Source organism: Chryseobacterium suipulveris, assembly GCF_022811685.1.
GTDB classification, from domain to species: Bacteria; Bacteroidota; Bacteroidia; order Flavobacteriales; family Weeksellaceae; genus Kaistella; species Kaistella suipulveris.
In genome coordinates this window covers 743,850-764,809 of record NZ_CP094532.1, presented here as the reverse complement: position 1 = coordinate 764,809, position 20,960 = coordinate 743,850, and the positions used below count along the sequence as shown (strand labels likewise).

Below are 20,960 nucleotides of genomic sequence, written 5' to 3'. Positions count from 1 at the left end.
TGAGTAAACTTGAAACTTTCATCAATAACAATTGTAACTACTGCAACAACTGCAACCACTGCAACAATTTGCACCTTGCACCCATTTGCACCCTACACCTTTTTTCTTACCCTACATCAATGCCGGCAAATTTTACTCACGGTATCTTTGCCAAAGAAATTTTAACAAAATCAATTTAAAGTAAAATCATTATGAAAAAATTATTTGCAATCTTTACCGCGTTGGTATTTTCGGTTTCTGCTTTCGGGCAGCTTGTCCTTAAAAACGATCCCGCTCACTCGAGAATCCAGTTTGAAGTGATCCACCTTGGAATCAACGATATTACCGGAAATTTTGACAAAGCGAATCTTACCATTAATGCCGACCAAAAAAACTTCGTCAACTCGAAACTGACCTTCACCGTTGATGTAAACTCGATCAACACCCACATTGAAGCGAGAGACAACCATTTGAGAAGCGCAGATTTCTTTGATGTGGCAAAATATCCAACGATGGATTTTGTGAGCACTTCACTCGTTAAGACCGCAAACAATTTCTATACGCTCAACGGTAACCTCACCATGCACGGAGTTACAAAACCGGTGACTTTAACGCTTGTTTACAGAGGTTCGACCGTAAATGCGATGAACAAAAAAACCACTCACGGTTACCAAGTTTCCGGAACTCTGAACAGGTCCGACTTCGGAATCGGTCCGAAATTCCCAATCCCGATGATCAACGACCTGATCAGAATCAAAGGTGATTTCGAACTGACAGCAGACTAATCATTTGTGTTTTCATAGTTGAAGACGGAAGTTGGGGAAACCTTGCTTCCGTTTTCTTTTTTGCGGTAAAGTTAAAGTAGTAAAAGAGCGTAATGATAAACACAAAGTTTTTCTTTTCTGCTTTCCAAAACAAAAATTCTTTGCAAGTATATGTTTCTCGCAATGTGCGCAAAGAAAAATTTGACAAAATGACTTCGTATTTGAAGAGCGCAAAGGCATTTCATTTAACAAACGAAAGACAATAAACTTGTAAAAGCCTATGTTTTCCTCGGCAGTATATATTTTTTGAACAAACTTGCAACGCTTAAAATCTCGCAAGGATAGACAAGGAAAAACATTCTATATTCTTCATATTTTTAAGACAAACAACGGCGCTTACGCTTAGCCAAGATAAACAATGGCTTTTTCCCAAGTTTATTTCTTTGTTTATCTGAAAATAAACGATAGCGCATTGGTTTAGCTTACTTCTGAGTAATAAAGAGTAATAAAGATTAATATGGCTTAGTTTAGCTTTGCGAGAATTTTCCACGCAGTTCGCATAAAAAAATTTAATAAAAGACTCGCCATTTGAAGAGCACAAAGCCGTTTCATTTAGTTAAGACAAACATTTGTAAAGGGCTGCTCATTAACTATATACAAATTCAATCCTAATTACACAACTGGTTAATAATCATCACAAAGAAATCCTATTCTACTTGATCGCGTGGAACCTTTTAATTGAAGTCGGTTTGAAGATGTATTTCGCGGTTACCGTTTTCGGTGCGTTGATATCGAGTTCGTACCATGGCGAAAGATTGGCGTTGTTCGGGTTTCGCAAGATGTGGATGTCTTGAGCCGGCATGAAACTTTCCGCCAAAAGATAAAGATATTTCCCCGTGCTGCTTCTGACTCTTCCAACAACGAAAACCGAGTGCCCCGGACTTCCCGGAGTGATGAGAAAATCGCCCGGTTTAATTTCGTAGTTTCTGCGCACCGGAACCGCCTCCTTATCCAAAGAAATGGTTCCCGCATAGCGGAAAATAATATTGAGGTATTCTCGGAATGTTGCGTAGGAATCATCGACTTTTCCCGTTTTGTGAAAGGTCACTTTCTTGCGGCGGTCTTCCTTGGTGCGTATTCCGCTTTTGTAATCGTTCCACGACAGAAACTGGCCGCTTGTGAAATGAAACCCGATTTCGTCGAACCTTTTCTGCGACCATAAATATTCACCATAAAGCCGCATCCATGCATCGGCACATTGCTGAAGGTCTTTGTCGCCCACATCGATATTCAGGATTGCGATATGGTTGTACTGCTTTTCGATCGGGACCATATTAAAATCCCGAACCGGCAAATTCGGCGGATGGAGCGGAAAAAAAGTGAGGTACTCGCTGAAACTCCCCTGCTCTTCACGCACCCACGAAAAACCTTTTGGCGGCGCAAACCTTGTTCGGATCGTTGACTTGCTTTCGTCGATGATTAAAGGCGTGGTAGTTTCGACAACTTGTGCAGAGATCCGCTGAAAAGCGAAGACTGAAAGCAGAAACAGGATGTGTCGAAATTTTACCAATGGTGGGAACTTTAAACCAAAATTAAATAATATTTTCAAATAACATCGTTATATTTGGAACTGCTTCCTATGAAAAGACTTTTGTGCGGAATTTTGTCGGTGATTATGTGGATTGCTGTTTCTGGTCAACAGGACAGCGTTTATGTGAATGCACGGATTTCAGCACATTCCAACCAAATCGAGGTGCATCAGGAAATTGTTTGGCATAATACGACCGGAACTCCATTAAATAAAATCAAATTACTGAACTGGACTGCAGCGTATAAAAACCGAAACACGCCGCTCCTGAAAAGAAAACTGGAAGACAGAAAAAGCGACCTCTACTTCGCGAAACCCGATGAATTGGGAAGTATAGAAAATTTTAGTTTTCGGATTGGAAGTTCAGCACCGGAAAAATTCTTGGCAGAAAGTGAAATGCTCTACCTTCCTTTAACCCAAAATCTGCAACCCGGGGAAAAGGTAAGAATAGAATTAGATTATCAACTCAATTTACCAAAGTCAAACTTTACTGGATATGGTTTTGATGGCAAACAATTTCTACTGAAATACTTCTTCATCGTTCCCGATGGTTTGGAAACAGAAAACCAGAACCCGCGACACTACATCGATATCGGCGAAAACCAAACCCGCGGAATCTACTGGACGGTGAATCTCGACATTCCTGCCAACTGGAACGTGACAAGCAACTTAGACGAAAATCTGCCGAATTATTTTCAAGGAAAACTGACGAACGATCCTGAATTTCTTATTTCGCAAAACAAATTTCACCGAATGGAAATTCCTGTGGATGGTGAAAATATAAAGATCGATTTCGGATATGAACTAACACGCGAAGAATCGGAAAACCTGGAATTCTATTTACCGCTTCAACTGAATTTCATTAAAACCAAAACAGGTTTCTTGCCCAAGAAAATCTTCATTAGTGAAAAGTTAAAGAATGCTGAAAACTTCACTGGAACCGACGATGTCAGGTTCTGGAAATTCAAGTGGGAACTTTTTACAGAATCGCAGAAAACCGACCTCAACTATTTCAGTATTTTGGCGAAAGATGTTGTGGAGCAGTCATTTACCTTCGAAAAAAACAAAGACCACTGGCTGATCAACGGACTGAAAACCTATCTCGAAATTCAGTACATCGACCGGTATTACAAAGATGAAAAACTCCTTGGAAAACTGCCGGAAAACTTCGACATTTTTGGGTTGAAGCCGCTGAAACTTTTTCACGCCGCAGATTTGAAACTTTCCGAACGATACGGATTAGCGTACCAGTACATTATGACCCAGAATATGGATCAAAAGATTTCGGAACCTTTTGATAAACTGAGCAACTTCAATGCGACGGCAATCAGCCACTTCGAGATGGGGAACATTTTTTTCTTTATCGCCGAAAAAATGGAGCATGAAAAATTCGAGGACTTCGTGCGAAGCTACGTGGAAAAAAATAACGGGAAACCCATCGACAGCAAGGATTTTCTGGATCAGCTGACTTTAGCTTCCAGTTATTCATCCGAGTTTCTGGAAAAATTCATCCAGCAGAAAAACCGCACCAACTTCGACCTTAAACGCTACAAAAAAAACGGCGACCAATTTCAGGTGAAAATCCGCAAAAACACCGTGCAGCAAATTCCATTTAAAGTCGAAACCCAAAGCAAAAACGGCAAGAAACACGAGTTTTGGTTCGACACCGACGACTCCACAGAACCGAAAACCTACAATATCCCGCAATCAGATGCCGAGAAAATTGTAGTTAATAACGAGTATATTTTCCCGGAAAATAATTTTCGCGACAATTACCGTTACACGAGAGGACTTTTTGCCAACACCAAGAAAATTAAGTTCAAGCTCTTCAAGGATATTCCCAATCCTGAATTCAATGAGATTTACCTGAATCCGCGGGTAAATTTCAATGCTTACGACAAAATTTTGATGGGTTTGAATTTCAGGAACTCCTCGCTTTTTGAAAGGAAATTTAATTATTCGTTCACGCCATACTTCAGCACGGGAACAGGAAAACTGACCGGTTCCGGCGGACTCTCCTACTCTTTTCAGCCCGCGGAAAGTTTTTTCAGAAGTTTGGATTTGGGACTGAGCGGTTCCTACTTTCATTACGATTATAGTTTGAGCTACCGAAAATTCAGTGCATTTGCCGGAATGAGCTTTGCCAAAAACCCGAGAAGTGATATCGGCAGGAACTTGGGAATATCCTACAATTACTTTGACAAAGACCTGACTCCAAAAATGATTGCAGAAAACGAGTACTCGCGATACAATCTTTGGAATATCGGTTACGGATATTCGGATCGGCGACTGATCCACGAGAAATATTTCAGCACGAACTTCCAGTTTATGGAAGATTTCCAGAAAATTTCTGCGGAGGCATTTTACCGTTGGGAATTTGCCAAAGACAAGAAAATCAGCTTCCGTTGGTTTGGCGGATACTTCCTGACGAACTATACCAAAAATAATCTTTTCGATTATGGAATTTCCAGGGTTTCAAACTATGCTTTCTCTTACGGACTTCTGGGACAGAGCGCCACGTCGGGAATTTTGTCGCAGCAGATGGTCATTGCGGAAGGCGGCTTTAAATCTTATCTCGGAAACAGCGCAAACCAATGGATCACCAGTTTCAATGTGGACTCGCACGTTTGGCGCTGGTTCAATGTTTACGCAGATGCAGGAATGTACAAAAGCAAATCGATGGATGCGAAATTCATCTGGGATTCGGGAGTGAAGGTGAAAGTGATCCCCGATTTTCTGGAAGTGTATTTCCCGGTGCAGAGTTCGCTCGGTTTCGAACCGTCGTTTAAGGATTACCAAAAGAGAATCCGCTTTACTTTGGTGATGAATTTCTCGGCGATCACCAATTATTTCAGGAGAGGATGGTTCTAAGAGGTTTGAGGTTTGATCCCGCATTTGCGGGACAGGAGTTTGAGGTTTGAGGTTTTTTTAGATTCACTATTCACTGCGAAGCAAATTCACCATTCACTTTTCTTTCACTTTTCTTAATAAGAAACTCTTTCCTGTCATGCTGAGGTTCTCGAAGCATGTAAACCAACCATTTTCCATAATATCGACATAAAAAAGCCGCTTCACTGAAGCGGCTTTCAAATGCTTTATAAAACTAATGATTAGTTTTTCATCACTTTTCTGCTGATAGTTGCAGAACCGTCACTTACTGTTACGATATAGTTTCCTTTTGCAAGGGAAGAAGTATTGATTGCCTCTCCGCTGTTTACTCTGTTTGAACTTACCAATCTTCCTTCTGCAGAATAGATGTTTACGGTAGCTCTTGCCGGAAGAATTACTCTTAATTCGTTTCCAACGATAGTGTTCATTTTAATTGCTTTGTCGAAGGAATTCACATCTGTTACAGCCAAAGCACCTTGAACTAACTGAACGTCGTCAAAATAAATTGGATCTGTGATGATGTTGTTTTGAGAATAAACTCTGTAATCAAATCTTAAAATTGTTGTTGTAGCCGGAGTTGTTGCAGTTGCGCTAACAAATACCCACTGTGGAGCATCTGAAGTGTAGGTAGATGGCTGAAAAGCTGCTCCGCCTGCTCCTGGTGTAATGTTTGCTGAAGCTGTTCTGAACTGAATCCAATGTCTTCCTCTTGAATTTGCAACATTGTCAAGAACCCAATATCCAACAGAATATTGTGTGTTTTCAGTTGCAGGTACATCTACTGCCGCAATATTTGCATTTGTATTTGGAGCAACCGGAATTAATTTAACGGAATTAACACCTGAATGTACGGTAACTGTTTCTTTAGAACCTCCGTTCATCGCGTTCCAACCATCTGGTTTCGCAGCTGGATCTGTCCAGGTTTCAAATCCTGGATTCACTAATAAATTTTGAGCAGATAATGAAGCAATTGCCGCAATACTTAAAATTGTAAAGATTTTTTTCATTGTTTTAAATTTTAAATTGTTACTTATTCTTTGGAATACAAATTTACGCATTAGTTTTTATTAAATAGACTAAAGTCTAATAAATTTTGTTAACATTCTAACAAAAAAAGGTTGCCGATAATTGGCAACCTTAGATTTATCGATCGAAAGAGATTATTTTTTTATTACTTTTTCAGAAACCGCTTTACCGTTTACCACACCGGTTACGATGTAAGTTCCTTTAGTAAGTGCAGAAACGTCAAGAGTTGTGTTTTCGTTTACAGAAGCTGTTTTCACAACCTGTCCGTTCATGTTCACGATTTTCACGTCAGCTTTAGCAGCGAAGTTGATGGTGTTATTAACCAAAGTGTTTTTAACCAAGCTTGCTTTAGCAGCGTTGATGTCGGTAACTGACATTGTTGGAGCAGCTGTCCAAACAAAATTGTCAAGAGAAGTTTGTGCTCCAAGAACCTTAACTTCAACTACTGTACTTCCACTACTGTTGATATCGTAGGAATAATCATAAACTGTCGTTTGAGCTCCACTTCCTGATCCAAAAGTAGGAGTTGTATTAACAATAGTTCCATTTACGGAAACCTGAATACTTCTTGCAGTACCGCCAGTAAACGCCTTCATATACTGGAATTTCAAATTTCCAACACCACTACCAAAAGTAATTGTGATTGTACCATTGGCGTTCATCAAAGCAGTGGATCCCGTAATCGCATAGTTTGCAGAGGTGTCCACAATCCTTGCAAGAGCTAAAGCCCAAGTTGTATTATCCATACCTGTGAAGTTAACTGTGGTATAATTAGTACCAGTAGTATTTGCTTGAGAACTAAATCCTTCCGTTCCCTGCGCACTAACCGTTGCAGCAATCACTACAGCTGCAAATAATGAATAAAGTTTTTTCATTGTTTCAAATTTTAATTGTTAATATTTTACACCGCAAAAATACAACGAATTTTACAATTACCATAATTAAAGGGTTAAATAATTGTTAAATATCCAACCGTAATATTAACAAAGGTTTTTCGTTACTTTTACACCAAGCATTTGCGTGGATTTTGATTCAAAGAATATTTTTTTTCTTCCTTTTTTTTTCGGGCTTTAGTTTAATTAATGCCCAAATTTTCATGTGGAAGAATCCCAACATTCCCGAAGATTCGCTAAAAAGAGATTCGATTATTGCCGCAAAAATCAATAAAGATGTTTTCTCTAAAGATACGCTCGACTTTATCAGAACCAGAAACAAGATCATTGTAGATGAAGGAGTACTGGTAAAAAATACCCGATCACAAATTTTGGGCGACCTGCAGTCGAAAGGTTCCATTATCCGAGGAATCACATTCGGCAATAATCAAGGCCAAAGCGTGCAAAGCTCGATGGATATGCAGATTTCGGGTAAATTGTCGAAAGATATCTCTATTCTCGCAAGTATTTCCGACCACAATCTCCCCATCCAAGCCGACGGATACACACAGACGCTGGAAGAATTTGACAAAGTCTATATCCAGCTCAATATGAAGGAAAAATCGATTCTCAGAGCCGGACACCTCGACTTGCTCGACAACCAAACCTATTTCGGAAGATTTCAAAGAAGAAGTATGGGACTGGAGTTTGAAACCAATTTCGGAAATCAAAACAAAACCTTCGTTGATGTTTCTGCGGGAGTTGCAAGAAGCGAATTTCACCGAATCCGTTTTCAGGGAGTGGAAGGAAATCAGGGACCGTACCGGCTGAATGGCAAAAACGGCGAACAGTTCATCACCATAATTTCCGGCTCCGAACAGGTATTTATCGACGGTATTTTAATGAAACGCGGCGAAAACCAGGATTATTTCATCAACTACAATACAGGGGAAGTGACTTTTACCAGCTTTCGACCAATCTTCAAACAGAATTTCATCACCATTTCCTACAACTATACCAACAGAAACTACAACAGATTCGTCGTAACCGGCGGAATACGCCACGAAAGAGAAAAAGTAAAATTCGGGTTCAACTGGTTTTTGGAAAATGACAATAAGAACGCGCCGCTTTCCTTAAACCTAACAAAGGAAGAAGAGCAGATTTTGGCAAATGCTGGAAATAATCCCGAACTGATGTATGCGCCTTCCGGAACGATTTCAGAGTTTGACGTGAATAAAATCCTTTATCAATTGGTGCAAAATCCAAACGGAAATTATTACGAACACTCCAACGACCAGAGTTTGACGCTTTACCAGGTCGCATTTACCTATTTCGGGCAAAACCTCGGCGACTACCGGTTGAAACAAACCACCAATAACGGACGCGTTTTCGAATATGTAGGCACTAATCTCGGTGATTACAGAGCGGTGAGAAAACTTCCAGCTCCACAGAAATCCCAAGTTTTTTCTACCAATACGGAGGTTTTGCTCAATAATGGGCGAATCGGGACTGATTTTTCGCTGAGCAACTACGACCCGAACCTTTTTTCTTCCCGAGATTCCGAACAGAATATCGGTTATGCAGGAAGAATCTTTGGGAACAAAACTTTCACCAAGAATAACTGGAAAGGAACACCGTCCTTCGAATTCCAGCAAATCAGTTCACGGTTCCATATTCTCGACAGGATCAATGACGTGGAGTTTTCACGGGACTTCAACCTTCTTCAGGAATTTAACCAAAAAACACAGAACAGATTCATTTTCAGCTTCCTAAACCAATGGAAAAACCTTTCCTTCATTAATTATAGGATGAATTATCTGGACGAGAAAGATTCCTACAAAGGACTGAAAAACGATCTGGATTTTGCTTGGGTCAAAGGGAAAATTAACACTACAGGAAAATTTTCTTATCTCGACACAAAGGCAAATTTGCAGAACACCAAATTTATCCGCGGCGGAGTAATTTCTGAATACACTGGAAAAAAAGGAAGTTGGGGAATTGGCGGAAATATGGAGCATAACCTGAAGAAATTCAACGAAACTGAAAAATATGACGTCTCAAGTTTCAGTTGGAAAGAAATTTTCGTGCAGAAGAAAATTGGCGACTCTGCAAGAACGAAACTTTTAACCAAACTTTACTTTCGCGACAACGATTCGATTCGGAATAATGCGCTTGAAAATATGAACCACATTTTGGGATTAATGGCGGAAAGCCAAATTATTAAAACTGAAAAAACTACGCTGAACGCCTTGGTTCACTACCGCAAATTCTATTACCAGCAACAGGATTTTGCGAACCAGTTTAACCAGGATTTTGTTGTGGGAAATATCTTATACAATCAACAGCTTTTTAAAAACGGGATGCGTTTGCAGGCATTTTATGAACTCGGAAACGGACAGGAAGCACTGCGGGAATTTCAGTACATCAAAGTAACCGACGGACAGGGAATCTACAAATGGACCGACTACAACGGCGACGGAATCCAACAGCTCGACGAGTTCGAAATTGCGGAATATGCAGATTTGGCACAGTATATCAGAGTTTACACCAATACCGTGAATTATCTCCCCTCCAACAAAAACAAAATGCAGCTTGCTTTGTTTGTGAATCCATCCGTGATTTTCAATTCGGAAAACAGGTTTCTGAAACGATGGAATTTTAATATCTCCCTAAATTCCCAAAACTCATTCTTCAAAAAAGACAAGGTATTGGTTTGGAATCCTTTTGAGAAAAACAGTGACCAAATACTGAAAAATCAAAATATCCTTGCTTCAGCGCAGTTCAACCCCACCGACAAATCAGGTTGGAACGGAAGTTACCGCTTTGTGGACAGCCAAAACCTCATTAATGCCAATTTCAGCAACGAAGAGCGGTCGCAAACTTCAAACTTTCTAAATATCGGATATTGGTTCAATAAGGAATTTCGGATTGATTGGGAAAATTCGTTGCATCAAATCTCCAATTCATCACAACTTTTTAAAACCAGGGATTATCTATTAAATAATTTTGAGACGAGACCGAAAGCGACGTACAAGTTGACGGAAGCGGTTCAGGCAGAACTTTCGTCCGCTTTAAGGCAAAAGAAAAGAACGGATGGTGAAGAGCTTCTGAAAACTTTCGATCTTACAGGTAGTTTACAATGGGAACGGAAAAAGACTTCGGTTCGCGGAAGTTTTTCGTTTATCAACAACAACTTCACAGGGAATAGTTTTTCATTAGTCGGAAACCAAATGCTCGACGGACTGAAACCGGGCAAAAACCAAGTTTGGAGTGTATTCTTTCAGCAGGCAATTTCGTCTTTAATCCAGCTGAACATCAATTATGAGGGAAGAAATTCTGGTGAACGAACCATTCATATCGGATCGGTGCAGGTGAAAGCAAGCTTTTAGAAGGACGAAATACAAAGTACAAAGTACAAAGTACAAAGTACAAAGTACAAAGTACAAAGTACAAAGTACGAAATACGAAATACGAAGTGCGAAATTCGAGAATAAGATGGAAATTGTCTAAGTAATTATCATGATGCACCTTACACCTGTTTTGAATTTATTCTGGTGCTTAAAAAAAAGCTGGACTAAGAAATCCAGCATTAATGTTATGAAGTAATACTTTTAGTAAATTGGTGCTCAGAGCCAACCCTGCTCTTTCATCCAGTCGTCATTATAAATTTTCCCGACATATCTTGAACCGTGGTCGTGAAGCAATACTACAACCACGTCATCTTTTGTAAACTGATCTTTCATCTGTACCAATGCAGAAATAGCACTTCCTGCAGAGTAACCGCAGAAAATCCCTTCTTCCTTTGCAAGTTTCCGGGCGTAAACGGCTCCGTCTTTATCCGTCACTTTCTCGAAATGGTCAATTACCGACATATCGTAATTTTCAGGAATAATGTCTTCGCCGATTCCTTCTGTAATATAAGTATAGGCGTGATCGTAATGTATTTCACCAGTTTCGTGAAATTCTTTCAGGATCGAACCAAATGTGTCAACGCCGATTATCTGGATGTTTTGGTTCTTTTCTTTTAAAAATTTACCAACGCCGCAAATTGTTCCACCCGTTCCCGCTCCTACCACAAAGTGCGTGATTCTTCCGTCCGTTTGCTCCCAAATTTCGGGCGCGGTTGATTCGTAATGCGCTTCCCTGTTCGATAAATTGTCGTATTGATTCACGTACCACCCGTTTTCGGTTTCTGTAGCCAATCTTTTTGAAACGGAATAGTAAGAACGCGGGTCGGTTGGTTTCACATCAGTCGGACACACGATTACTTCCGCTCCTACCGCCCTCAAAATATCACATTTTTCTTTGGACTGCTTCGAGTTTGTCACAAAGATACATTTGTATCCTTTCACAATTGCAGCCAGAGCCAATCCCATTCCAGTGTTTCCAGACGTTCCTTCGATAATGGTTCCTCCTGGCTTCAATCTGCCGTCTTTCTCAGCGTCTTCGATCATTTTAAGCGCCATTCGATCTTTCACAGAATTTCCAGGGTTAAATGTTTCTACTTTTGCCAAAACCAAAGCAGGGAAATCTTCACCTAAAACCTTGTTGAGTTTCACAAGAGGTGTGTTTCCTATAGTTTCGAGAATGTTTTCTGCATATTTCATTGTGCGTATTTCTTTTTTTGGAGCGACAAAAATAGTCAATCTCCACCGAATGATTTTTTTTTAAAAGATTTTATTAATTGTATTTAATTGCTTTCACTGGCGAAATCTTACTGATCAGGTAACTCGGCAAGATGAGCGAAATTGCCGATACCACTAGAATTCCCAACGAAATTGCGAGAATATAGAAGATGTTCAGATCTACAGGAACCGTACTTATATAGTAATTTTCGGGATTTAGTTTAATGATGCTGAAATATTTCTGGAGTAGCAGAAAACCAAGACCAATCAAATTCCCTAAAACCAGCCCAGGAATCATAATGAGCAAAGTATAGTTGATGAAAATCGTCCTGATTTGTCCGTTACTTGCTCCCAATGTTTTAAGCATCCCGATCGAATTAGTCCTTTCTATAATCAGAATCAGAAGTACCATCACTATATTGATGATGACCACAAAAAGCATGATAGCAATGATCAGCGCGATGTTGGTATCAAAAATCGAAATAAAATCCATAATTTGTGGATATTCTTCGGTTGCTTTTACAGTGTAGTTTTTGTATCCTGAGAGTTTATCAACAGCAGGTGCGTCTTTATCGATATCGTTAATATTTTTGAGGAACACGTCAATCCCACCAATTTCGCTGTCATTCATTCCCTGAATTTTTCGCGCGTGATTGATTCCACCGATAACGAAAAGGTCGTCAATCATTTTAATATCGGTCTTGTAAATTCCTACTACCTCGAATTTTCTGTAAAGCGGTTTCTGATCTTCTTTTGAAAAGATCGCAACGATACTGTCTTTAACTTTTAAATGCAGATCCGACGCCAACTTTGAAGAAATACAAACACCTCCATTATAAACCCCCTCTTTCACTCTTGGAGTTTTCCCTTCAATCAAAAATTTCTTAAATCTTTCGTGGTCAAAATCAGGTCCTATTCCTTTAAAAATAATTCCAGCAAAATTGTGCTCCTTACGCAAGATTCCGCTTGAGGTAACATATTCTTGCAACGATGCGACATCAGGAAGTTCTTTAATTTTTTGAATTTGAAGACCTTCCGTACTCAATGGCGAAGAATTGTAAGAGTTATTCGACTTTTCCGACTTGATAGAAATGTGTCCCGAAAAATCGGCCATTCTTTCCTTGATCGCAGTTTTCGAACCGATTCCAGTAGATACCGTGATCAGCGAAACAATCACACCCAAAGCTACAGAAAGCCGACCAATAAAGACAATAATCCGCGAGAGATTATTTTTGTTATCTTTGGAAAACGCTATTTTTTTGGAAAAGTATAATGGAAATTTCAAACAGATGAATTTAATGTCCAAAATTAAAAATTTATTTCTGATTGTGTTGATTTATTTTAGCTTTCAAACCACCGTTTCAGCACAAAACACCGATAAGCAATGCTTTAAAACAGGTGCAGACCGACCCGAACTTTATCTTCCTTTGCTTAAAAATAAAACAATTGCAGTCGTTACGAACCAAACCGGATTGCTCAACGACAAAACTTTTCTGGTAGATTTCCTCGTTAAAAACACTATTAAGATTAAAACCATTTTCGCCCCCGAACACGGGTTTCGCGGTGATGCTGATGCAGGTGAGCACGTAAAAAACGGAGTGGATTCCAAGACAGGAATCCCAATTGTCTCACTTTACGGAAGCAACAAAAAACCGACTCCTGGACAATTGAAGGGAATCGATTTGGTCGTTTTTGATATTCAAGATGTTGGCGTACGCTTTTACACCTATATTTCCACTTTGACTTATGTAATGGAAGCTGGAGCGGAAAACAATGTCGAAATAATGGTTCTGGACCGACCAAATCCACACGACGGATATATTGACGGCCCTGCCTTAAAAGACCAATGGAAAAGTTTCGTCGGAATGCACAATATTCCCGTTGTTTATGGTTTGACGATTGGCGAATACGGCAAAATGATAAATGGCGAAAAGTGGCTCAAAAACGGAATTCAAGCAAAATACACTTTGATTCCGATGATGAACTACCACAAAAAACAACGCTACAAAATCTCAGACAAACCTTCGCCAAATCTTCCGAATGACAAATCCATCAATCTTTATCCGAGCTTGTGTTTCTTTGAGGGAACGCAGGTTTCCGTAGGTCGCGGAACGGATTTACCTTTCCAGATTTATGGAAGTCCGTGGACGAAAAATCTGCCCTACAAATTCACCCCAAAACCAAACTATGGTGCAAAAGATCCATTCCTGAATGGCAAACTTTGTTATGGCGAAAACCTCTCTAAACATCCAGAAGAACTCAGGAAGCTGAATTTGGACTGGCTTTTAAACGCCTACAAAAATTACAAAAACCCGCAACAGGATTTCTTTCTAAAAAATCTGTTTTTCGACAAACTCGCAGGAACCGACGAACTGAGAAAGCAGATTATCGCAGGTAAAACTGAAGTAGAAATTAGACAATCTTGGCAAAAAGATTTAGATGCTTTCGAAAAAATTCGCACGAAATATGTGGTTTACGAAGACTGATCTTCTTTGACTTTACCCATATAAAAAAGACCGATGCACCGCTGGTTTTCTTCAAGACCAAGAAAATCGCCAAGATGGACAATCATTCCAGGCGTGCTCCAATAACATCCGATTCCGTAAACCGTACAAGTAAGATACATATTCTGCACAGACATTGCGGCAGAAGCAATTTCCTCCCATTCGGGAACCAAACCACTGAAGTTCACACAAATAGCCAATAACGTGTCGGTCTTCGAAATTTTATTGGTAATGTCGATGTATTTTTTCTCAAGAAAAACTTCTGGTCGCGTTGTAGATTTGTAGATTTCTGCCAGTTTAAGTCCGAATTTCGATTTTTCTTCGCCACGAAAGACTTTCAAACGGACAGGTTTTGTCCGCTTGTGATTCGGGGCAAAATTGGCGGATTCAAGAATTTCTTCTAGAATTTCATCATCAATTTTTTCATCAGAATAGTTTTTCGGAAAGACGCTTCGTCTGGATTTGATAATCCCTTTTAGAATGGCAGCTTTTTCTTGCTTAGTCGGCTTTGAATCTTCCATATTACATTACCTCTTCGATGGTTTGACTAATATTGTTGAGCACAAAAGAGTCGCCCTGTTTTTTGCCGAACATTATTTTTGCCATCGGACTTTCTTCAGAAATCGCATAGAAACGGTCTCCTTCAAAGAAAAACTCGCCCAGCGAAACTGATATATAAAATCTTGCTTTGTTGGTAAACACCACTGAACCGAGCTGGACTTTGTCGGTTGGCGTATTCAGAACTTTTGTCAAATTTCTTCTAAGGTCGTTCAGCGAGGCAAGCTGTTTCTGCATTTGGTAGATTTCCTCCTGCATTTCCTCTCGGATTGAGTCATATTTCGGAGTTTTCTTGATTTCGCGGCTTGCATCAAGAGTGAATTCTATGAATTTTTCTAACTTTTCTATTTTGGTGATAATGACCTCGCGAATATAATTCCTAATGTCACTTTTGGTTACGGTGTTCTTCTGCATCCTTCCAAATTTTAAATAAAGATAAAAATCTTTTTTTATTTGTAATTTGAAATTTCATCATCGTATAAATTTGCAAAACTCAATTTCATCACTCATCAACTCACCCACACTCCAACTCACTTACCCAATTTTTGCCTCACCGCCTCGTAAAGAATTGCTCCACAAGCTACGGAAACATTCAGCGACTGGGTTCTTCCCTCGATTGGGAGTTTGATTTTCTCATCGGAATGATGAAGCACTTCCTTGGAAATTCCTGTCTCTTCATTTCCCATCACCAACGCGCATGGTTCGGTGAAATCGACTTCGTAAACTAATTTCTGGGCTTTTTCGGTCGCGGCAAAAACCTGTACTCCCGATTGCTGAAGGAAATCTACCGCGTGTGCAAGATTTTTTTCTTTGCAGATTTTTAGGCTGTAAATCGCGCCTGCAGAAGTTTTAATCGCATCCGAATTAATGGGAGCCGCTCCTTTTTCTGGTAAAATCACTGCGTGAATTCCGACACATTCCGCGGTTCTGCAGATCGCTCCGAAATTTCTTACATCTGTCAAACGGTCAAGAATTAGGAGAAAGGGAGTTTTTCCCTCTTCAAAAAGTTGCGGGAGCACGTCCTCGATTTTTTCAAACGGCACATCGGAAATAAAAGCCACCACTCCCTGATGATTTTTTCGGGTGAAGCGGTTCAGCTTCTCCACGGGAACGTAGTTCGGGCGGATTTTATGCTTGCTTAGAAGCGCTTTCAGTTCCGCGTAAATCGGTCCCTGCAAAGCATTCTGCAAAAATATCTTGTCGATGGTTTTCCCCGCTTCAATCGCTTCGATTACAGGGCGCAAACCGAAAATAAAGTCGTCTTTCATATTTTTTGTAAGGAATAATGAAGAATTAATAATGAATAATGCTTAACTCAAGATTGATCAAACTTCGTTTGCTTTTACAACCAATTATTAATTATTCATTATTATTTATTAATTAAGTTAAAACTTCTCCCCAAGAATCGCCCGCTTCTGCGCCATCGCATAACCGTAATGCAAGCTTTCGTGCATATTGTTGAAGATGATCGCATCCTGGATGTTCTTAAGATCCAAACCGAAACTGGTGGTATAAGGAGTGTAGTCGGAAAAGAAATCGGCGTCGTAATCCTTCATCAGGATTTTTGAAGTTTCCGTAAGCAGAAAACAGAGGTCATCCACTTCCGACTGTTGCACGTTTAGGTTGGGAAGCGTTCCCTTTTTGTAGGTTTCAATCCAGTATTTATCGATCCTGAAGGGATTTCCGCTCAGGTAATAGCACAACAACTGCTGCGTTGCAACGGTGTGCGCGATGTTCCAGTACATATTGTTGTTGAAACCGTCGGGAATTAAGAGCAGGTCCTGAAGTGAATTTTGCTGAAGGATTTCGAGCAGGTTTTTCCGCACCTGTCGGTGTGCCTGAAAATGATAGTTCATTTCGAGAGTTTTATGCTTCAAAAGTAGTGAAAAAAGATGGAAGTCCGAAGTACGAAGACCGAAGATGGAAGATGGGAGATGGGAGAGCGAAGTCCGAGGAGCAAAAATTCAAGTCCAAAGGCAAAAGTGACCAGCTCTCATTGGCTTTATCTTCTTATTTAAGTTGTGGACGCCGTTCTTTTTAACAAAGTTTAACGCTATATTGGCATTAATTGTGTTGATTAGCATCGGTAATTATTAGAAATTTACCGATTAAATTTTAGGAAACCTATGTCAGAACTACATCAAGCGGAAGATATCAGACAATTGACAGAAAAAGTAAGGGAGCAGAATTACTTTTTTTCGCTTTTAAAACAGGAAATCAACAAGGCAATTATCGGACAGGAATATATGGTGGATCGCCTGTTGATCGGACTTCTCGGCAACGGACACATTCTCTTGGAAGGAGTTCCTGGATTGGCGAAAACTTTGGCGATCAAAACTTTGGCGGATGCGGTTCACGGCGACTTTTCCAGAATTCAGTTTACACCCGACCTTCTTCCCGCCGACGTTGTGGGAACGATGATGTACAATATTAAAGACAATGATTTCTCCATCAAGCGCGGACCGATCTTCGCCAATTTTGTTCTTGCGGACGAAATCAACCGTGCTCCCTCGAAAGTGCAGTCGGCGTTACTGGAAGCAATGCAGGAAAAACAAGTAACCATCGGTGATGAAACAATGCCGCTTCCGAAACCCTTCCTTGTTTTGGCAACACAAAACCCAATCGATCAGGAAGGAACGTATCTTTTACCTGAAGCACAAAGCGACCGTTTTATGCTGAAATGCACGATCACCTATCCCGATTTCGAGGACGAGAGAAAAATTATGCAGATGGTCGCAACATCGCACCAACCGCAGATCAAACCTGTGATTACGCTGCAAAATGTTGTGGAGGCAAAAGAGCTTATCAATCAAATCTATGTGGACGAAAAAATCGAGAAATATATTCTCGATATGGTTTTTGCCACCCGTTTCCCAGAAAAATACGGACTTGCCGAACTGAAAAACTACATCAGTTTCGGAGCTTCACCGAGAGCTTCCATCAATTTGGCAATTGCAGCCCGCGCTTTCGCATTCCTGAAAAACCGCGCATTCGTAATTCCTGAAGACGTGAAAGAAATCGCAAAAGACGTTCTCCGCCACCGAATCGGACTGAGTTTCGAAGCCGAAGCAGAAGAAATCACCGCCGACGAAATCATCAATAAGATTTTAGGGAAAATACAGGCACCGTAAAAAAGTTCCGCTTTTTCAAGAAGCAAGAAACAAGGCAAAAGTTACAAGTTGCGGAGCAACGAACGATATCGCAGCGTTGGAATCATTAAAAAAACAGGCACCGTAATTTAATTTGCCAATCTAAGAATCTACCAATGTACCAATCTTAAATTCACAAAATTGTTACATTGTTAAATTGATACATTTTTACATTAGAATGGACATCAAGGACATCATCAAAAAAGTTAAGCAGATTGAAATCCGTACGAGAAAAAAGACGGAGCAGACTTTGATGGGGCAATATCACAGCGCATTCAAAGGACAGGGAATGACTTTTTCTGAAGTTCGTCCGTATCAGTTCGGCGATGAAATCCGCAGGATCGATTGGAACAAGACCGCCCGTTTTCGCGAACCGTTCGTAAAAGTGATGGAAGAAGAGCGGGAACTCACGATGATGCTCCTGGTCGATATTTCTGCGTCGATGGATTACGGAACCAAAACCCAGCTGAAACGTGAATTCGTTGCCGAAATCTGTGCAAGTTTAGGGTTTTCAGCCGCAGGAAATAATGATAAGGTCGGACTGATCCTCTTCGCCGACAAAGTCTATAAAGTCATCCCGCCACAAAAAGGGAGGAAGCATATTTTGGCGATCATCAGTACGATTCTGAGCGCCGATTATGTTCCTGCAGAATCCAAAATCGATGACGCCCTTCAATATATGATGAGTGTTTTCAAGAAGAAATCATTGCTTTTTATGTTTTCGGATTTTGAGGATTCCTATGATTTAAAGATTCTGAGGGTCGCCTCGAAAAAGCACCAACTCCTCGGAATGAGGATTTTTGATGAAAAAGACAATGAGATTCCTGACATCGGTTACGCGCTTTTCACCGATGCGGAAACGGGGAAACAGGTTTGGGCAAATACTTCCAGTGCAAGATGGCGTTATGTTTTCGCCGAAAACCAAAAACAGAAAGTAAGACAGGTAACAGAAGATTTTGAAAATTCGTCGGCAAGTTTTATGAATATCAATACGGGGGAAGATTATTCGAAGTTTCTGTATCAGTATTTTCAGAAACGATAATTTTGTGTAGAGACTCGATTTATCGCGTGTCTCATTTGAAAAAAGAAAAGATTTTGAAAAAAATATTATTTACCATTTTCAGTTTCCTTAGCGTTTTAGCTTTCTCGCAGGTTCTCGGGTCTAAACTCGACAAGAAGACGCTTGCTTTGGGAGAAGTGGGCATTTATAAAGTCAACATTTCCAATCTTCAGGGGAAAGATGTGCAGTCTTCCCCAAAAAACGAGCTGCTTCCCTTCCATTTTGAAACGGTGAAGGACAGCATCAGCAAACAGATGGATATGTACGAACGGACGGTGGAATTCCAGATCTTTGAGGAAGGAAAATTCACCATTCCCGCTTTGGATTTCAAAATTGGCGACCAGCTTTACCACACAATTCCCTACGAAGTTGAAGTGATCAATACCGCGCAGAAAGGCGACCAGATCAACGACATTATGAAAAACAAAGAGGTAAAACTCGATGTGAAAGATTATTGGGAACTTTACAAATGGTACATTTTGGGAATACTGACGCTCCTTGCACTCATCTTCATCATCTGGAACATTGTGAAATATGCGAAACGAAGAAAATCTTCGCCTGTGATGATGACCAACCAAACCTTGAAGGATCTGGAGAAACTCAGAAAGAAAAAGTTTATCGAGAATGGCGACTTCCGTATGTTCTATGTGGAGCTGATCGATATTTCGCGAAACTTTATCACCAAACAGTACAAAATTCCCGCAGATGTATTGCTGACCGACGATTTGATCGATGTGATGAAACTCAACAACACCATTTCCCCCCAAAATGAAAAAATCGTGGAAGAAGTTTTTGTGCGGGGAGACCTGGTGAAATTTGCCAAGACTTTCCCCGACCAGCAAACGATGTCGAAGGATTTTGAAGACATTAAGAATTTTGTGAAACGCTCGTCCAAAGATTTGGAGGCAGAACAATTAAGAACAGGCGTATAAATGAATTTTGATTTAATGAATTTCGAGTTTTACAGCCCGTGGTTTTTGCTGCTGTTTTTGGCGTTTATCCCGCTTCTGATCCTTGATATGAGGAAAAAGAAACGGACGGGAATCAAAGTTCCGACGACTGCGAAAATGGAGGAAAACAAAGGAATTCTCTTTGTCCTTTTTCTGCTGAAGATTTCGAAATACCTCATCCTTTCCGCGCTGATTATCGCAATGGCTCGTCCGCGAACTTTCGCCGTGTCGCAAAATGATGACGACTCGAAAGGCATCGACATTATGCTCTCCGTCGATGTTTCGCTCAGTATGTTAGCAAAAGATTTGGAACCTGACCGATTGACCGCGCTGAAGAAAATCGCCAAAAAATTTGTCAATCAAAGACCAGGCGACAGAATTGGTTTGGTGACGTATTCCGGAGAAGCTTTCACTAAAGTTCCCGTCACTTCCGACCAAGCAATTATTCTGGACGAACTCGAGAATCTGAATCCGCTCGAACTGCAGCCAGGAACAGCGATTGGAGAAGGACTTTCGGTTGCGGTAAGTCATTTGCGACACAGCAAAGCGAAATCGAAAATCATTATTCTGATGACCGACGGTGTAAATACGATTGAAAATGCGATGCCGCCGCAAATCGGCGCACAATTGGCAAAATCCAACGACATCAAGGTGTACAGCATCGGAATCGGAACCAACGGTTATGCACTGATGCCGACTCAAACAGATATTTTCGGTGATTTGGTTTTCAACGAAGTAGAAGTGAAAATCGACGAACCCGTTCTGCGCGAAATTGCAGAAACTACGGGCGGAAAATATTTCCGCGCTACCTCCAACCAAAGTTTGGAGGAAGTGTATAACGAAATCAACCACCTCGAAAAATCCGAACTGAAAACCACCAAGCTCTACAATTACCAGGAATATTTCCGGCAATTTCTGTGGATCGCTTTGGCGATACTGCTTTTGGATGCACTGTTGAGATGGGTGTTTTATAAGTTTTTAAGCTGAAGAAAATTT

Annotated in this window: 17 protein-coding genes; 8 read left to right on the top strand and 9 right to left on the bottom strand. The window is 40.4% G+C overall.

The window, feature by feature from the left end:
* The first annotated feature begins 191 nt into the window (after window positions 1-191).
* The gene (locus MTP09_RS03570; protein ID WP_243550632.1) at window positions 192-764 is read left to right on the top strand and encodes a YceI family protein; all 573 of its coding nucleotides are present in this window, start codon (window positions 192-194) and stop codon (window positions 762-764) included.
* Window positions 765-1,455: 691 nt separating this feature from the next.
* Here the strand turns inward: MTP09_RS03570 and MTP09_RS03565 are convergent.
* Window positions 1,456-2,352, bottom strand: a complete 897-nt coding sequence (locus tag MTP09_RS03565; protein WP_243550629.1) for a DUF4846 domain-containing protein — start codon at window positions 2,350-2,352, stop codon at window positions 1,456-1,458.
* Window positions 2,353-2,382: 30 nt separating this feature from the next.
* Between MTP09_RS03565 and MTP09_RS03560 the strand changes: the two genes are divergently transcribed.
* The gene (locus MTP09_RS03560; protein WP_243550627.1) at window positions 2,383-5,202 is read left to right on the top strand and encodes a gluzincin family metallopeptidase; all 2,820 of its coding nucleotides are present in this window, start codon (window positions 2,383-2,385) and stop codon (window positions 5,200-5,202) included.
* A gap of 239 nt (window positions 5,203-5,441) precedes the next feature.
* Here the strand turns inward: MTP09_RS03560 and MTP09_RS03555 are convergent, their stop codons facing one another.
* Both MTP09_RS03555 and MTP09_RS03550 read right to left on the bottom strand, forming a co-directional pair.
* Window positions 5,442-6,227: a T9SS type A sorting domain-containing protein gene (locus MTP09_RS03555; protein ID WP_243550625.1), complete on the bottom strand. Its 786-nt coding sequence runs from the start codon at window positions 6,225-6,227 to the stop codon at window positions 5,442-5,444.
* Window positions 6,228-6,380: 153 nt separating this feature from the next.
* Window positions 6,381-7,121, bottom strand: coding sequence for a T9SS type A sorting domain-containing protein (locus MTP09_RS03550; RefSeq protein WP_243550623.1), 741 nt, complete (start codon window positions 7,119-7,121; stop codon window positions 6,381-6,383).
* A 221-nt stretch (window positions 7,122-7,342) separates the two neighbouring features.
* Here MTP09_RS03550 and MTP09_RS03545 point away from each other — a divergent pair, with 221 nt between their 5' ends.
* A complete protein-coding gene (locus MTP09_RS03545) occupies window positions 7,343-10,507 on the top strand; it encodes a hypothetical protein (RefSeq protein WP_243550621.1) in 3,165 nt (1,054 codons plus the stop codon).
* A gap of 237 nt (window positions 10,508-10,744) precedes the next feature.
* Here MTP09_RS03545 and MTP09_RS03540 read toward each other — a convergent pair whose 3' ends face one another.
* Window positions 10,745-11,725, bottom strand: a complete 981-nt coding sequence (locus tag MTP09_RS03540; RefSeq protein WP_243550620.1) for a PLP-dependent cysteine synthase family protein — start codon at window positions 11,723-11,725, stop codon at window positions 10,745-10,747.
* Between the two features lie 73 nt (window positions 11,726-11,798).
* Window positions 11,799-13,028 (bottom strand): ABC transporter permease, encoded by a 1,230-nt coding sequence (locus tag MTP09_RS03535; RefSeq protein ID WP_243550618.1) that lies wholly within the window; start codon window positions 13,026-13,028, stop codon window positions 11,799-11,801.
* A 4-nt stretch (window positions 13,029-13,032) separates the two neighbouring features.
* Here MTP09_RS03535 and MTP09_RS03530 point away from each other — a divergent pair, with 4 nt between their 5' ends.
* Window positions 13,033-14,229 (top strand): exo-beta-N-acetylmuramidase NamZ family protein, encoded by a 1,197-nt coding sequence (locus tag MTP09_RS03530; RefSeq protein ID WP_243551581.1) that lies wholly within the window; start codon window positions 13,033-13,035, stop codon window positions 14,227-14,229.
* Here the strand turns inward: MTP09_RS03530 and MTP09_RS03525 are convergent.
* The 4 genes from MTP09_RS03525 to MTP09_RS03510 all read right to left on the bottom strand — a co-directional run bounded on the left by MTP09_RS03525 (window position 14,217) and on the right by MTP09_RS03510 (window position 16,661).
* On the bottom strand, window positions 14,217-14,768 hold the full coding sequence (locus tag MTP09_RS03525; protein WP_243550616.1) for a nitroreductase family protein: 552 nt from the start codon (window positions 14,766-14,768) through the stop codon (window positions 14,217-14,219). The genes MTP09_RS03530 and MTP09_RS03525 overlap by 13 nt on opposite strands.
* Before the next feature lies 1 nt (window position 14,769).
* Complete coding sequence (locus tag MTP09_RS03520; protein ID WP_243550613.1) at window positions 14,770-15,219, bottom strand: GreA/GreB family elongation factor; 450 nt, start codon at window positions 15,217-15,219, stop codon at window positions 14,770-14,772.
* Window positions 15,220-15,335: 116 nt separating this feature from the next.
* Window positions 15,336-16,073, bottom strand: a complete 738-nt coding sequence (gene rlmB / locus MTP09_RS03515; protein WP_243550612.1) for a 23S rRNA (guanosine(2251)-2'-O)-methyltransferase RlmB — start codon at window positions 16,071-16,073, stop codon at window positions 15,336-15,338.
* A gap of 117 nt (window positions 16,074-16,190) precedes the next feature.
* Window positions 16,191-16,661 (bottom strand): DinB family protein, encoded by a 471-nt coding sequence (locus MTP09_RS03510; protein ID WP_243550610.1) that lies wholly within the window; start codon window positions 16,659-16,661, stop codon window positions 16,191-16,193.
* Window positions 16,662-16,931: 270 nt separating this feature from the next.
* Between MTP09_RS03510 and MTP09_RS03505 the strand changes: the two genes are divergently transcribed.
* From MTP09_RS03505 to MTP09_RS03490, 4 genes are all read left to right on the top strand, one after another.
* Window positions 16,932-17,936 carry an AAA family ATPase gene (locus MTP09_RS03505; protein WP_243550608.1) on the top strand — a complete coding sequence of 335 codons (1,005 nt, stop codon included), beginning with the start codon at window positions 16,932-16,934 and terminating at the stop codon, window positions 17,934-17,936.
* 196 nt (window positions 17,937-18,132) lie between these two features.
* Window positions 18,133-18,996, top strand: coding sequence for a DUF58 domain-containing protein (locus tag MTP09_RS03500; protein WP_243550606.1), 864 nt, complete (start codon window positions 18,133-18,135; stop codon window positions 18,994-18,996).
* 50 nt (window positions 18,997-19,046) lie between these two features.
* Window positions 19,047-19,946, top strand: a complete 900-nt coding sequence (locus tag MTP09_RS03495; RefSeq protein WP_243551579.1) for a BatD family protein — start codon at window positions 19,047-19,049, stop codon at window positions 19,944-19,946.
* Complete coding sequence (locus MTP09_RS03490) at window positions 19,947-20,951, top strand: vWA domain-containing protein (RefSeq protein WP_243550603.1); 1,005 nt, start codon at window positions 19,947-19,949, stop codon at window positions 20,949-20,951. It begins immediately after the preceding gene.
* Window positions 20,952-20,960 lie beyond the last annotated feature (9 nt).